Raw genomic sequence first — 16,050 nt, 5'->3', positions numbered from 1 at the left:
CGCCCTCTTCCTATCGACCCTCGCCCTATCAAAAGCATTCCTGGTAAACACAACCCTTATCAGCAGACCAGCGGCAGCGCAATAAGCGAGATGGCGGCGTTGGCATGATGCCACACCCCATAGATAAGCGTTTATAAGCGAATGCCGTTCGCCTATGAGATCGGCCCCTTAAATATTGTATAAATCATTGATTTAAAATGGTTAAAAAGTTGGCCAATAAATTGCTGTATGGCTTGCTGTAACCGGAACTATTCAATCCATTGAGGACAGGCGAGCAAGGCTCGCCGATATCCCGTCCAGCTCCCGTACAGTTCCTGCACAGCCTGAGTTGCGTACCGTCTGCCAACGGGCGTAGATAAAAGTGTTAACCAAGAAATTTTAGAAGAAGAGGATGGAACCATGAAAATAGCAATCCACAAACATCTGGCCGCCAGGGCCCTGCTCTTGGGCAGTTGTTTGCTGTTAGCCCCCATCAGCGGCTGGGCCGAGATCGACAGCAGTGCCGAACAAGTCACCCGTCTCACCCTGCAGGGGCAGATAGATACCAGAGCACCCCTGTCCAAGAGTCTGTGGGCGGGCGCGCACAACGCCTTCGCTTCCTATGATTGGAAGGCAGGTGATTACACAGATGTGAACCAATGGTACTCGCCGAAAAGTTTATTTTGGCGCGGCATTCGTGTGATCGAATACGATGTCTACCCCATGTCGGCCAGCGATAACACCCCCAAGCTCTGTCACCTGGGTTTAGAAGAAGCAACCAAATGCAGCTGGACCTTTGTCAGTGTTGCGAGCCTGGCGACAGGACTCGACGAGCTGTCGGATTACTTATCCACCCATAAAGACGAAGTCTTGATGTTGAAACTGGAAGCCTATGACTCGGATTACCATAACAACTTCCGCAACTTAATCGGCGATAAGATCAAAGACAAGCTCGGTGACTACGTCTTCAAACCCGAGAACTGGGGCTATAACAGCGGCGATTGCGCCTCCTTGCCGGTGCAAACACTGCGTAAGCAGGATGTGCTCGATGCCGGCAAGAACATCATCATAGTCACCCAAATTCCACGCAAAAAAGATCTGTGCAATTATCATGACGAGGACCACGCCAGCAAGTATCTGGAATGGGTATGGATAGGCGCCGACGAGTTCGACAGCAGCGGTAATTTGTCGTCCAGCGAAGCCTTCTGCCAGAACGGAGATCAATGCGCCAAGGATGCAGACGGCGATGAATCCTTCTCCGCCCATTATGCACTGGGGAATTTCAGTTTGGCTCTGGACGCCACCACAGAATACAAAAAAGACGAGATCGATCTCCACGGCGATAAGGTGCTCGCCAAAGCCGAAGAAGGTGCCAATATTCTGGAACTCGCCCTGGTGGAAGCGAACGCCACCACCATAGGCGCCTCCAAAGCGCCGCAGATCGAAGATTACGTCTGGTCATGGTATAGCGGCGAACCTAACAATGCCAACAACAATGAAGACTGCGCGCTGAGCCGCTCCGACGGCATGCTCAACGACGCCAACTGCAGCCTAAGCAAACGCTTCGCCTGCGTCGATGACAATAGAAACTGGCAAATATCAACCGCCTCAGGGTCTTGGGAGCAGGGATTCAGTGCCTGTGAAGCGCTGGGCAACTTTCACTTTGCCATGCCCTTCAACGCGCGCGAAAATCAGGATCTCCTCAGTGCCAAAAGCGATGCGGGTATCACCACTGCCTGGCTGAATTATCATGACCAAAACATCGAAGGGGTATGGCAGGCCAGTACCGAGTATCAAGACATAGGCTACAGCAAGAGTACCGCCAAAGGCGACGCCTCGGCCGGTGATGCTTTCGATGATCTGGATATGCTGCTGCGCAAACTGCAGGGCACAGGCGCCTTGAACCTGAGAAGCATCAAGCTCAGCGAAGGCGACAACGGCAAATTTCGCTATGTGCGCATGTGCTATAAGCAGGGACAAGTCGTCTCCCATGCCACCGCCGACGGCAACGACATTTGCAAGACACATGGCTCAATCAATGGCGGCCACAACAGCGAAATCACCCTGGCTAGCAGCGGATACGTCAAGGCGATGACGTATTGTGTCGATCGTGACGACGGCAAAGATCGCGTGGTTTATCTGAAATTCACCACCAACAAAAACAGCTCGATCTCATCGGGCACCTGTACCGGCACCACCTATACCCTCAACTACGGTGATCAGATCTTCGCCTTGCACGGCCGTGCGAGTAATGATTTCATTAGGTCACTCGGCGCCCATCGCATCGCCGCCTCCCAGGTCACCCCGCCTCTGTATGCCACCGACTGGCTGGACAGGGACGACCCGGCGAATGGCGACAACGAGCTGTTTACCGCCCAACAGCAAAGCGGCAATATCTCCTCCGCCTGCGCCGCCAGCGATGTCACCGGCATTGTTGCCAGGGTAGTAGGCAACAAACTGGATGCCCGCCTCACAGGCCAGAGGCTGGTCAACAACAGCACAGGTTTCGCCTGCTGGAACTCGAGCAACGGCGGTGACTCCAACAATACCACCTGTGAAGACTACGAAGTCAGATACTTCTTCACCAATGCCAGCTGCCTGCCCTGATAGCGCCGCTTGGCCATCGGTGTAATAAAGAGCGTGCAACAAGCAGCTGGGAACAAACAAGATGTAACAAACGGCCTGTAACAACAGACGTATAACCAGCGGGGCAGTCATTGCCCCGCTTTTTTCTTTTTTCTGCCCTTAGGAGCAATCTTGTCCGGCATGGCTGCCATGGCCAGTGCAGCCCATAGCCTGCTGCAGATGAGGTGCCGGATGCACTCATCTTGCTATGGCAGGAAGCCATAGCGCAACCTTTGGCATTATCCCTATTACAGGGGCTGCAGTGAGACACAGGTTCTTGATCTCACAAGCAGCGGCCAATCTGCATTTCATTTTACAGAGCAGAGACTCCGAGTCATGCCAAGCAATCGCCTCCCGCGAGGGTAGTGCAAGCACAGCTGTGACACGCCGCCAGCACCTCCCTGTGGGCTCTACGAAAACATCCCTGTTTTCGAAGGTCACAGCCATGCTTACACCCGGGTTATATCCCTCTTCGATTTGACAACTCTGTAACAGAGGCAATGCAGCACCAGAACATTATCAACGGCAGCATCCGCCAACTAGCGCTAGCTAAATGTCGTGAACACATAGACGCACAAACAATCATCCATGTCGCCAACGCCTGTTTAAGTGCTCCGGTTTGGCATCGCGACGTCCGGAAATTGTCATTGGAAGTTATACCTGTCCCCATATTCTTTTTCACAAGAAGCATCCCTGGATGCCCTACGGTGACAAAAATCCTCCATAAACAACTATCAGCAGCTAACCAAATATGTCCATATATCACGGCCAATTCGGCTTCCTTGCCTCTCGTTCACTGTTATATGGCTGATTCCATGCTCGCCCTATCAAGGCGCTACTACAGAAATTTTACTCGTTGGTGATCCTAAATCTCCGCAGAGCGCGGCATTAAGTGGAGCAGTGCCCAATCTAAAATAATTTGCCGTTGCCTTATTTCATATTATGGGGTTAGCCTACATATGCTATGAATTGAGCATTCATCTTTAGGAGTCACTATGAGGCTTTCAGAATATTTCGTCTTAAATCGCACACAAGCCTACCTAGACTTTGTAGACATCCCCTTAAATACCGATCTAGCTGTTTTCTTGGTTCCAAACGCAATCAAGTCGCTCGATTCCTCATGGGGAAATGAGTTGTCATCATTTCTACAATCTTTTTTTGAAACTGTCTTAAGGCTTATAAAGAATGGTGACAATCATAGGGCTAAAAGATTACTCGCGTCATTAAGTGAAGGAAATGAGTTCCACTTGGGTTACTCAGTGGGTAAATCACGTGGCCACGGTTTTGGTGATGAGTCGGCTGACTCTGTATGGGATGCTTTAACCAAAAGTAAGGCAGCAACATCTGGGTTGCTGCAAGATTTGGAAGATACCGCTTTACTTATTCATGGTATTGGTACCGACATGATTTCTGATGCCGTATGCAACATTCTTCGTCGTCCTTTAATCAAATATACTCAAGATATGTGTCGCTACTACGGAATACCATTAACGCAGAATGTAGAGTCTGGACCTCTCTGGAACCCTAAAAAAGAAGTTTGGGAAACTACATTTGTAGACTTGCCAACTACTTCATATGGCAAAGTCATATTGGTTCCCAAGGTTTTAGTTCGTACCCGATTAAGTTACCAATATGACGAATACTATAGGTATTACTTGTTGCCTCAGATGCAATCAGAACACCTTCGGAACCAAAGCTCACTTGTAGAAACGCTAAAAAATGGCTCACAGCGGGTTACGAAGAAAGCTCTGATGGAAAAGTATGGCAAAGATAAACTTGCTGTAGTTGAGCAAACAATCCTGAAACCATATGTATTAGATGAATATCGTGATGCAAAAGTTGAGAGTCCATCTAGCCCGCTTTCTCACGAGCAACTTTCTGAGCTTGAACACATTGAAAAACCTGACTTAAATTTGTTATTGGACCAACTAAAATCTCTACCTGTCGGCAGGGAAACCGCCGAGCAGTACGAGGACATAATTGAACGAATTGTGTCTGTAATTCTATATCCATCTTTGTGCAACCCGACGAAACAACACAAAATACACGATGGTAGAAAAAGAATCGATATCACGTATGTGAACGAAGCTAAAGGTGGTTTTTTCTACTGGTTAGCAATGCACTATTCTGCGCCTCATATCTTTGTTGAGTGTAAAAATTATGGTAAAGAAGTTGCTAATCCAGAAATAGACCAATTATCCGGTAGATTTTCACCGAGTAGGGGAAAAGTTGGCATGTTGATATGCCGCTCAATTGAAAACAAAGAGTTATTGTACAGACGTTGTGTGGATACTGCGAAAGATGAGCGAGGGTTCATCATAGCCTTGGATGACGCAGATCTTGAGGTACTGGTTCACGAATATATGGATAGCGCCAACTCACAAGACTTTAACCTTTTGCGCCAATACTGGAAGCAATTGGTGGACTAATCACCTAACAAGTGACAGTGGTGTTTAATCAAAAAAAGGTAAAATAGCCAAAACACTCTTAAATTAAAATGCTTAGATGAACACTATTGCCGAAGGAGCACACCCTCCCCATCGAAGTTGCCGCGGGGCGAACAGACAAATTGCGTGAGTCTTGCCATGGATGGCAAGCTAGCTTTCGCAGGTGCAGGGACGCATCCTTCGAAAGCGCTAGCGAATTTGGCTATGAGCCCAAGGGGCTGTCAACTTCGTCGGGGCGTCATGGTGGATGCAAGGAGGATAGGACGAGCAGTCCTCCTTGCTCGGGTGTGGGCTGAAGGCCCACGACTTTCATCCAAACGAAATTTGGAAAAAAGACACCCCCTGAAGCTCTGAGGTCGTCTTAAAGCGCTTGTATGGTTAATCCTCCGTCAACGGTGCACTGCTGAAGCTGTGCAGCACCAGCTTATCTGCCTCCGGGTTGATGAAACTCGATGCCAGCAGCTGCTTGTCGCCATCTTGCCAGACGGCGTGACTGTGGGCATTGAGCGATACCAGCACCAGGTTGACGCCCGGCTTGAACAGCTCTGCGGGCAAGTGAACGTCCGGCCCGTAGAGGCGCTGGATCTTCTTGCCGTTCACATAGAGATGGGCGTGACCGTTGAGCATCTTCCCGACTGCGGCCTGCTCCGGAGGCCCCAAAGCATAGTGACGCAGTGCCAGGTGCAGATTGATGCCGGACATGGCATCGCGGTGCAACACCAGCGCCAACTCGGGCAAGGGGCTGTCATCCGGCACCTGAATGGGCCCATAGTCGTGCACCATGCTGGCCATCTCGGGCCCTGCCATTTGATGACCTGGCATTACGGAACCGGCTGTTTCGGACACGGCCATGGCCTGTTGGGCGTCGGCGCGCGCCGCCAGACACAGCAGCAACAGCGCACCCAAGACTCGTTTGCTCATGCTCGCCTCCTAGTTGCCACAACTGGCAAAGGTGTCGGCGGGCAGCTCACCGTAGAAGGTCGGCCCCACCTGATAGGGGAATACCGGTTGCAGCTGGCCCGCTACCGATTGGGCGGTGACGTGATAGTGGTAGCCCAGGCCGTCGTGATCATGGCCGTTGTGTTGGTCCAGGTATTCCCCGCCCATGGCCGTCAGAGCGGCATCGTAATAATAATCTTCGAAATAGATACCACTGACGGCGGCTATGCTGTTGCCGGACATGGTGGTGACATTGGTATCTGTGTCCGGTCCTGCGCTGACGCTCTGGGTGCCTTTGCTCAGATCGTATTGATCCACCAGTTGACAACTGCGCACACCGTCGGCGCCACAGCCGGAAACCGATGCGGCGCTGTAGTCACGCTTGACCCAGGCGGACTTGGCCAACACCCCCTGCATAGTGTAGGGACCATAGATGGGATAACCATCGGCGGCGAAACCATAGATGGGGGAATGACCGTTGCCATTATCATCCAGTAAAGTCTGCAGACAAGCCGAGTACATGTGGTGGTGGTAGTTGCCCTGTTGCTGGGCATGGCCCTGGCAGATATCCACGTCGTATTGTTCAAACACCGGCGCCAGATTGAGCCAGACCTGCTGATTGTTGTAGCTGGAGCCATCCTGCCAGTTGAATACCGCAGCACCGTTGAGCATCAGGCCTATGGTGTTGAGCGAGGTCGCACAGGCGGTGCCGCCAGCCGGGGCCGGCTCGGTGGGCAGCTTGAGTTGCGCGCTCTGATTGGAGGGACATGCAGGACCAGGCGGCCAGTAACCCAGATTGCAACTTGAGCCCACAGGCTTGTAGCCTATATCCTGGCCGAAGGCGATCATCTCGCCGGCTTTGGCCGAGGTCACGCCACCGTAAAAATCGCTGGCGGCCTTGGGCCTGTTATTCAGCCAGTCCACATCGCTCTGGCTGAGGGTCACTTTGTAATCCGGAATACCAGTCGTGGCCACCGTCAGGTAGTTGGTGCCCGCCGACGCCGAGGTTTGCAGCCCCTGGACATTCACCAACACGCCATTGCCGTTACTCTTGATGTAACCGGAGCGGACACTGGTGTTGAGCAACCACTCGGCGGCGGTGACGCTGACTTCGTCCAGGTTACTGATCTCAGTGCCGTCGCTCACTTCCAGTCTCAGCAGGTAGTTGCCCGCCTGATCCGGTACCAGGGTGGGGCTGGCGCTGGCGGCGTTGCCGAGACTGCTGTGGCTGCCCGCCGGCTGCTCCGCCAGGGTCCAGCTGTAGCTCAAGCTGTCGCCGTCGGCATCGCTGCTGCCGCTGCCATCCAGGGTGACAGTGGCGCCGACGAAGCTGTATTGATCCTCGCCGGCCGAGGCGATGGGCGCCGCGTTTTGGCTGCCCTGACTGCCACCGGCGGGGGTGGCACCGCTGCTGTCTGCAACTGTGCCGCCGTCATCCGCACTGCCCCCGCCACCGCAGGCGGTCAATGCCAGACCGACAGGCAAGAGCAGCGCCAGGCCGCGCAGGCGTAAAAAATAAGCTGGAAACTGTGATGAAAGGTGCATGGCAAAACTCCCTGTAGTTAACATTAAATCCATTTACATCAACGCAACTTTCCTGCCAACTTTATTTAACACTAGTAATCAAATGCTTAGGCAGCCGCATGCCTGAAACGCTTAAAGACAGGCCCAATCGCTTATAGCTTGGCATAGCTTCGCTTATAACATCCCTCGCTAGTCGGCTGTGTAATAGGCCCAGCGGCGCTCTCCCTGCTTCACGAGTCGCCCCTCGCGGTGCAGTTTCTTCAACAGGTAGGAGGCGCGGCCATGATCCACCCCCAGCAAGGCCTGGACGGCAGTATTGTCGATCCGCCCCCGGGCGCTGGCATAGCGCAGCAGCGCGTCTTCCTCCGAGTCCGGCGGCGCGCCGGCGCCCACCGCGTCTGCAGAGAGTCTGCTTTCAGAGACCAGCCCTTCTGAGTGAAGTCCATCGGCAAGCCTCCCATCTGAGCTCACCCCGGCGTCGGCTTGGCCGGCATGTGCCGCCGGCGCGTCCCGGCCCACGGCGGGCATAGGTTCCAGAAAATGCAGGTGTTTCAGCCTGATGCCCTTACCCCGACTGGCGATCAGGGCATACTCGAGCAGGTTCTTCAACTCACGCACATTGCCCGGATAGTGGTAGCGCCCCAGCGCCTGCAACGCCTCCCGGGCGATCGCCGGTTTATCCCGCCCCATCTGGGAGGCGAGCAACTGCAGGAAATGCTCGACCAGGGGGGCTATGTCACCCGGGCGCTCCCTGAGCGGTGGCAGGCTCAGCTGATAGCCGGCCAAACGGAAGAAGAGATCCTGGCGAAACTGCTTATGCTGCACCTTGTCCCTGAGGTCGACATTGGTCGCCGCGACCACCCGCACATCCACCCGACGGCTGCTTTTCCCGCCTATGGGGATCACTATGCCGTCTTCCAGCACCCTGAGGAGCTTGGCCTGCAATGCCGGCGGCATGTCGCCTATCTCATCGAGAAACAGGGTGCCGCCGTCTGCCTTGACGAAATAGCCCTGCCTGTCGCTCGTCGCCCCTGTATAGGCGCCCTTCACATGGCCGAAAAATTCCGCATCGGCCAGCTCGGCGGGAATGGCTGAGCAGTTCACAGCCACAAAAGGCCGGTTGCTGCGCTCACTGCCATAGTGGATCGCCCGGGAAATCAACTCCTTCCCTGTGCCGCTTTCTCCCAGCACCAGCACATTGGTGCGCGGCGCCAGCTGCAGATCCCGCACTTCATCCAGCAGGCGCGCCGTGACCCGGCTTTGGCCTATGAAGGCATCTATGCCCCATAACCTGGCCTCCTGCCGGCTCAGCATGGACAGCTTTTCGTCCGCCAATTGCAGTGCATCCTCCGCCTGTTGGCGCCTGTCAATCTGCTGCTGCAGCGCCAGATTCAGCCCCGCCAGCTCACTGTTCTTGCTTTCCAGCTCCTGCTGTTGCCTGCGTATCGTCAGGTGCGCCAGGATCCGCGCCAGCACTTCCTCTCGCTGCAACGGCTTGCTGATAAAGTCTATCGCCCCGGCGTTGAAGCCCTTCACCTTGCTGTGGGTGTCCGACAGAGCGCTCATGAAGATCACGGGCACGTCCTTGGTGGCCTCGGCCTGCTTCAGCCGGCGACAGAGTTCGAAGCCGTCGATGCCGGGCATCATCACGTCCAGCAACATCAGCGCCGGGGTGTTCTGAGCCGCCAACTGCAGCGCCTGCTCCGCGTCCAGCGCGACCCTCAAATCCAGGCCACTGTCGGCCAGATAATTGACCAAAACATCCAGGTTGTCCGGCTGATCGTCGACGATCAATACCTGTGGTTGCGACATGAGATAACTCCGGAGTAAACATGATTATGCGAAACAGTATAAGAACCCAAAGCTATAAGAGCCTATAAGCGATCAGGAAAAACTATAAGCACCGGGGTGGACTGTTCCAAGAGTGGCAATATAATGCCCTGATATTTAATAATTTATCAAGTTGGCGTTTTTCTTGCTCTGCTATGCCAGGCATTATTCTTACCACAGAGCCGCAATGGAAAACTCCTTGAATACCCTGACAGACAAACCTTGTGTTCTGGTCGTTGACGACAATGTCGATAACCTGGATGTGATGATCGCCAACCTGCAGCAGGAGAGCATAGAACTGCTGGTCTCCCTGTCCGGCGAGGAAGGTCTGCAACTGGCACGGGAACTGTCCCCGGATCTGATCCTGCTGGACATCATGATGCCGGGCATGGACGGTTTCGAGGTCTGTCGGCGGCTGAAACAAGATCAGGCCACAGCCGATATTCCGGTGATCTTTATCTCGGCCAAGAACAACGAAGCGGACATAGAACAGGGGTTGCGGCTGGGCGCAATAGACTTCGTCAACAAGCCTTTCTCCATCCCCATACTCAAGGCCAGGCTGCGCAACCACCTCGAAGTCAAAAACCGCACGGACAGGCTGGCCCGGCTCGCTTGTACCGATGCCCTGACCGGCATAGCCAACCGGCGCCATTTCGACTGCATGCTGGAACGCGAGTGGCGCCGCGCCGCTGCGACCCAATACCCCTTATCCGCGCTGATGATAGACATAGACTTTTTCAAACAATTCAATGACAGCTACGGCCATAATCACGGCGACGAGTGCATAAGGCAGACGGCACTGACGCTGAGCCAGCAGCTGCTGCGCCCCGCCGATCTGCTGGCGCGTTATGGCGGTGAAGAATTCGTGGTGCTGCTGCCCGAGACCAGCGAAACCGGCGCCCTGGCGGTGGCCGAGCGCTTGCGTCAGGCCATGGAAGCACAGGCCATCCCCCATGCCGGCTCCGCATGCCTGCCCCATGTCAGCGTCAGCATAGGCATGGCCTGCATGCATCCCTGGCAAGGCGACAGCTGGCAGACGCTGCTGCACAGGGCCGACCAGGGCTTGTATCTGGCCAAGCAACAGGGGCGCAACCGGGTCTGCAGCCGGGATGAAACCTCGGCGCAGATAAGGCTGAGACTCAATTAAATTTGTGCTGGGCTCAGGTAAAATTTATCCTGCTAACAATTTTTTGGTTAATAGCGCGGATAAAAAAATAAATGAAAAAAAACCGACTGCGTAATCTGCTGCCTTTGGCAGCTACCCTGACACTCATGGCCCCCGCTTTCGGCTTGAGGGCCGATGAACAAGAGGAGATGGCCGCCCTGATGGCGCTGCTCGAAGAGGAGACAATGCTGGCGACCCAGACCAAGATGAATGCCGACTATGTGCCCGGCATGGTCAGCGTATTGGATGCCAGAGAGCTGGCCGGCTACGGCGTACAGACCATAGGCCAGGCGCTGAACCAGGTGGCCGGCTTCTATATCACGGTCAACAATGCCGGCGATCCCCTCGCCATAGTCCGCGGCACGGGCGCCAGTCTCGGCGCCAGCAACCTGAAAATCATGTTGAACGGGGTGCCGGTCAACCGCGCCATCGACGGCTCTGCCGATTGGCTGTACCGCCTGCCCCTCAGTCAGTTTGAGCGCATCGAAGTGATCCGCGGTCCCGGCTCCTCCCTCTATGGTGAATTTGCCTTTTCCGGTGTCATCAATGTCATTTCCCGCAGCGATAATCTGCTGACGGCTGCAGCAGGCAGCCATGACGCCCTTGGCAGCAACCTGTTGGCACAGCACAGATTCGGCGACGACACCCAGGCGAGCCTGAATTTCTCTGTGTGGGACAGGGACGACAGCGGGCTCAAGGGCAACCCGGATAACTTTGCCAACTCGGGACGCGGGTTTTCACCCGGCGCTATTTTCGATCGCGAGCAGGGCACCCTGGCACTGGCCAGACTCGAACACCAGGGCTACCAGCTTGAGCTGCAATACGCAGATGTGGAGCGCGGCGGCTGGTATGGCCGCAATGCCGCCATGCCGGCATCGATAGCGCCGCGCCAGGAGACATTCCTGGCCGTCAATATAGATAAGAGCTGGCAATTTACCCCGGAATTGACCCTCAAGACCGAGCTTTCCCACACCCGCTCGCAGCTGACCGAGGCGGCCTATCTGCCGATCCCGGCCGGGGGGCTGAGGCCGGGAGGCCAGCAAGTGCTCGTCAACCAGTACCGCCAGGACGGCAATAGCGAATCGAGCGACAGGGCCAATGTCTCGCTGCATTGGACCCCAACAGAAGATCACAAGCTCTATGCTGCGCTCGGTTACAGCCACAGCCGGGTCGATGATGCCTTCGGCAGATTCCTGCAACCCGGCCAGGCGGCGATCGAGTTTCCCGCCGACAGAACCCGGGTGCTGGAGGATTCGAGCCGCAGCCTGACCAGTGTGACACTGCAGGATCAGTGGATGCTGACAGAGGCGCTGGAACTGACCCTGGGGGCCAGGTTGGACAGTTACAGCGACTGGGACGCCAACCTGTCCCCCCGCCTGGCCGCGGTATGGCGCGTCGACGAGCACCATATACTCAAGGCCCAATATGCCGAGGCCTTCCGGCCGCCAACCCTGGAAGAAGCTCACCCCGGCCCCAACTCCTTCCCCGGCACTGTGTTCACCCAGCTGAGCGAAGAGAGACTGAACTCGAGCGAAGTGGCCTATGTGTACCGGCGCGATGGCTTGAGTTTCCACACCACAGTGTTTAACACCAAGATAAAAGACCTGATCGAATTTCTCCAGCAGCCGGGGCGGCCGCCCATCTGGCACAACAACGGCGACATCAGCACCACAGGGGTGGAGTTCGAGTGGCAACAGGCTGTCAACCGCAATTGGGATTGGTTTGCCAACCTGTCTTACGTCAGGGCCAGGGACCATAGGGACAGGGACAAGATACTGATAGGATCGGCCCAATGGCTGGCGCGGGCCGGCATCAGCTGGCACGGCGACAACCATTTACACCATGCCTTGCTGTTCAACTATGTCGGCGAACAGGAAGGAGCGGATATCGAACTCAGGAGTCAGGTGGCGCACGAATTTGATCCCTACTTTACGCTGGATTACACCCTGGGAGTGGCGCAGCCCTTGCAGATAAAGGGGCTGGATATCACGGTCGGGCTGAAGAACCTGACGGGGGAAGAATACGACACAGTGCCCAATCCTGTGCAATATCCCCAGGGGCTGCATCAGGGTGAGCGCACAGCCAACCTACAACTGAGTTATCAATTCTGATGCCGTATTAGGAGCAAAGTGAGATGAGACCGGGCGCAGGCATACTCCATCAGACAAGCAAACTTGCCCGGCAACTTAGGTTGCCTGGCAAGTTTGCTGCTCTGTTGCCTGTTCTTTTGCTTAGTCTGTTGCTGTGGCCGCCATTGCTCCATGCCCAGTCAAACAACGACAGCTTCACCGACCACAGGGTCAGGGTCGGCCTCAAGCTGTTTCGGGCGCTGCTGAGCGCCGATCTCAAGCTCAAGGAGAAGACAGACACCTCGGGCGCCGTGCCCGTGATCTTGGTCCATATCAACAGCGAAGACGACACCCGGGAATACCAGGCCCTGCTCGACAACTATCTGCGCGAGATCAACGGCTTGCCCCTTAGAATCGACATCCGTACCCTGGAGCAGATATTGCGGCCCGGCAGTGACAAGCCGGCGGCCATCTTTATCGCCCAAAAGCTGAATGATGCCGAACTCAGCGCCCTCATAGAGCAGAGCATCAACCAGGGCGTCATCCTCTTCTCGCCCTTCGAGGGGGATGTGGAAAAGGGCGTGCTGGCGGGGATCTCGGTACAGGCGGCGGTGCGGCCGCTGCTCAACATAGGCACGATGAACCAGAGTCGGTTGAGTATCAAATCTTTTTATCTCAAGGCGGCACGTCAGTATGAGTAAATTTTCCCTGCCGCTGCGGCTGCGCCCCGGCAGCAGCCTGTTCAGCCAAGGTATCATCAGCGCCATCTTCATCGCCCTGCTGGCCGTGCTCGCCTGGTCGCTGGAAAATTATTGGCAGCATACCCTCAAGCCCAGGCTCTATTTGGCCGCCCAGACCCAGGCCAATGTGTTGGCACAATCCCAATCCGCGGTGATAGTCGAGACCCTGGAGCACAGCAAGCCCGAGGAGCTGGCCGGCAAGCTGCGCAGCCTGGTGCAGGAGATGCTGATCGTCGAAGATCCGGCGATCGGTGGGCGCTATGTCCGCGGCCTGACGCTGCAATTCGATTACGATCTGCTGGAACTGGCACCCGGCTCGCTGGATTTCCATGAGGGCGATGCCCAATGCCTGAACTGCTTCCAGATAGCGCTGCCGCTGATCACCGGCCGCGGCGATCTGCTGGGGATCGCCAATATCGCCATCAGCGACGGCTATTTCAAGACCCTGAGCAATGAAATGCAGAGCCGGCTGTTTGCCGAGTCGGGGCTGACCTTCGGACTCTTGGTGGCTGTCTGGCTGGTCATGATGTTGATGTTCCACCGCCTGCATGCCGCCAAACACTTGCTCGAAGCCTCGGACAAGGCCAAGACCCGCTTCATGGCAAACATCACCCATGAGCTGCGTACCCCGCTCAATGCCATTTTGGGTTACACCCAGCTCTACAAGGAAGATCCGGCCTTGATGGAAAACTATCGCCAGGGTATCGACAGCATAGATCGCAGTGCCGACCACTTACTCATGATGATCAATGACATACTCGAATTTTCCCGGGCCGATGAGGACAGCGTCACCTTCCACCCCTGCGAGGTGGCACTCACAAGTTTCCTGAACACCCTGGTGGAAATGACGCGTCTCAGGGCACAGCTTCAGGGGCTGAATTTCAAGGTGCAGTTCGATGACAGTCTGCCCAAAGCCATCCGGGTCGACGAGAAGCGCCTGCGGCAGATTTTGCTCAATCTGCTCAGCAACGCGGTGAAATTTACCCCAGGCGGTGAGGTGGTTTTCAGTGTTACCCGGCTGAAAACCCAGCTCCAGGACCACTGCCGCTTGCATTTTTGCGTGGCGGACAGCGGCATAGGCATAGCCAAGAATCAGCTCAAGGAGATCTTCATTCCGTTCCAGCAATTGGATAACCCCATCACCCGCGCCGAAGGCTCGGGTCTGGGCCTGAGCATCAGTCAGCGGCTCATCGCCCTGATGGGCGGCAAGCTGCACGTCAGCAGCACCCCGAATGTCGGCAGCCGCTTCTGGTTCGAACTCGAACTCCCCTGCAGACGGGACCCAAGCCCGGCCATCGAAGCCAGGATGGAGACAGCCACAGACACTGAGGCCGACAGCAGTATCAACCTGCCGCCACTGGCGCAGCGGGAAGAGCTGGCGCTGCAGGCCCAACGCCACGACGTGCTGGCCCTGCGCCAGCTGATCCGGCAACTGGAACAGGCCGGCTGCTACCAGGATTTCCTCGCCGACATAGCCCCCTTCGTCAGCAACTACAGATTCAAGCTGCTGGTCGCCAAATTAGGCCAATATGAGCAAACGCCATAGCGGCCAGCCGACAGCACAGGCACTCACGCCGAGATGAAGCACGCTTTGCGACGGCGCCATCCCAGCAGACCCAAGAGCCACACAGACCAGAGTGACAGCGAGCCGCCCTTGTCCGCCTCAGGTTCAGGCTCTGGTTCAGGCTCGGGATCCGGCTCGACAGCGGCCGCCGTCACTGTCACTGCCACCATGCCTTCGGCCATGCCGCCGTAGCCGTCACTCACCCGGTAGCCGACAGTGACTGTGCCGCTGAAGCCAGGCTCGGCAGTGTACTCCAGCCGATTGCCGGCGGTCACCACAGCGCTGCCATGCCCGGCACTGACCTCGACCAATGTCAGGGCATCGCCGTCGGCGTCGCTGTCGTTGGCCAGCACGTCGATCACCAAGCTCTGCCCCTCGACAACCTCGGCCTGATCCGCTAAGGCCACGGGGGCGGTGTTTTGCACCTGGGTACTGACCACCCCCGGATCTTCAATCACGCCGTTGGCTACTCCATCGGCATCGTTGGGGCCACCGTCCTGCAACAGCAGTTGCACGCATTGATGCCCTGCCACCAGGCCGGGCTCAAAACTGTCGGAACCGACTTGCGGGCACTGGCCCTCAAGCAGCGGCGCCGAGCTTATGCTGTTGTTGGCATCTTCGACAAAGTCATACCAGCCTTGAACCTGATTGTATTTACGATAGACGGCGCCTTCCGGCAGCACACTGGCGCGCGGCAGTGGGAACACCACGGCAACCGATTGCCCGGCCTGGAAGGTGCCGCTCAGGGTAAAGTCGAGCACGGCGGCGACCTGGCTGAAGTGGCTGTCGTTGCTGTCAGCGGCGCCGCTGTCTGCCGCTACCGAGGCTGCCAGGTCGTCCATGCTCATACCGGCGCCGCTGCCGGCTATCATGGCGCCGGTGATGTTGCCGAGCGCCAACTGCACGCCGGCCGTGGTTTGCATTGGCTCTGTGCTGCTATTTACCGGCAAACGGCTGCCATCCACATCGTTGTCCAGATAATCGGCGATACCGTCACCGTCGCTGTCGCCGTAACCTTCCTGGCTGTCGACAAGGCCATCGCCGTCTGTGTCTGCCTCGCTGCTCAGCTGCGGCAGCGACTCGACCTTGAAGCGAATGCGGCGGCTGCTACTGAGCGGTGCCGGGGTATTGGTTTCGGTCACAGTCACATCCACGGCGTAGCGGCCAC

General features: G+C 56.2%; 10 protein-coding genes. 6 read left to right on the top strand and 4 right to left on the bottom strand.

The features are described 5' to 3' along the window. Positions 1 to 399 precede the first annotated feature (399 nt). Both LZP73_RS17615 and LZP73_RS17610 read left to right on the top strand, forming a co-directional pair. Positions 400 to 2,586 (top strand): jacalin-like lectin, encoded by a 2,187-nt coding sequence (locus LZP73_RS17615; RefSeq protein ID WP_234236264.1) that lies wholly within the window; start codon positions 400 to 402, stop codon positions 2,584 to 2,586. Between the two features lie 1,013 nt (positions 2,587 to 3,599). Then, positions 3,600 to 5,033 carry a hypothetical protein gene (locus tag LZP73_RS17610; protein ID WP_234236263.1) on the top strand — a complete coding sequence of 478 codons (1,434 nt, stop codon included), beginning with the start codon at positions 3,600 to 3,602 and terminating at the stop codon, positions 5,031 to 5,033. Positions 5,034 to 5,429: 396 nt separating this feature from the next. On the opposite strand, the gene LZP73_RS17605 is transcribed toward LZP73_RS17610, so the two are convergent. The 3 genes from LZP73_RS17605 to LZP73_RS17595 all read right to left on the bottom strand — a co-directional run bounded on the left by LZP73_RS17605 (position 5,430) and on the right by LZP73_RS17595 (position 9,326). Continuing rightward, complete coding sequence (locus LZP73_RS17605) at positions 5,430 to 5,972, bottom strand: hypothetical protein (protein ID WP_234236262.1); 543 nt, start codon at positions 5,970 to 5,972, stop codon at positions 5,430 to 5,432. 9 nt (positions 5,973 to 5,981) lie between these two features. Continuing rightward, entirely contained in the window at positions 5,982 to 7,535 is a 1,554-nt protein-coding gene (locus LZP73_RS17600; RefSeq protein ID WP_234236261.1) for a YHYH protein, read from the bottom strand. Between the two features lie 168 nt (positions 7,536 to 7,703). Beyond that, entirely contained in the window at positions 7,704 to 9,326 is a 1,623-nt protein-coding gene (locus tag LZP73_RS17595) for a sigma-54-dependent transcriptional regulator (protein WP_234236260.1), read from the bottom strand. Positions 9,327 to 9,531: 205 nt separating this feature from the next. Between LZP73_RS17595 and LZP73_RS17590 the strand changes: the two genes are divergently transcribed. From LZP73_RS17590 to LZP73_RS17575, 4 genes are all read left to right on the top strand, one after another. Beyond that, positions 9,532 to 10,491 (top strand): diguanylate cyclase, encoded by a 960-nt coding sequence (locus LZP73_RS17590; protein ID WP_234236259.1) that lies wholly within the window; start codon positions 9,532 to 9,534, stop codon positions 10,489 to 10,491. Between the two features lie 71 nt (positions 10,492 to 10,562). Then, positions 10,563 to 12,620, top strand: coding sequence for a TonB-dependent receptor plug domain-containing protein (locus tag LZP73_RS17585; protein WP_234236258.1), 2,058 nt, complete (start codon positions 10,563 to 10,565; stop codon positions 12,618 to 12,620). Between the two features lie 116 nt (positions 12,621 to 12,736). Next, entirely contained in the window at positions 12,737 to 13,279 is a 543-nt protein-coding gene (locus LZP73_RS17580) for a hypothetical protein (RefSeq protein ID WP_234236257.1), read from the top strand. Next, entirely contained in the window at positions 13,272 to 14,864 is a 1,593-nt protein-coding gene (locus LZP73_RS17575; protein ID WP_234236256.1) for a sensor histidine kinase, read from the top strand. Before LZP73_RS17580 ends, LZP73_RS17575 begins: the two co-directional genes overlap by 8 nt. Positions 14,865 to 14,887: 23 nt before the next feature. Here LZP73_RS17575 and LZP73_RS17570 read toward each other — a convergent pair. Continuing rightward, positions 14,888 to 16,050, bottom strand: a 1,163-nt coding sequence (locus LZP73_RS17570; protein ID WP_234236255.1) for an Ig-like domain-containing protein, incomplete at its 5' end; no start/stop codon positions are given.

It is taken from the genome of Shewanella sp. AS16 (assembly GCF_021412365.1).
Lineage (GTDB): Bacteria > Pseudomonadota > Gammaproteobacteria > Enterobacterales > Shewanellaceae > Shewanella > Shewanella salipaludis.
This window is presented reverse-complemented; position numbering and strand designations above follow the sequence as displayed.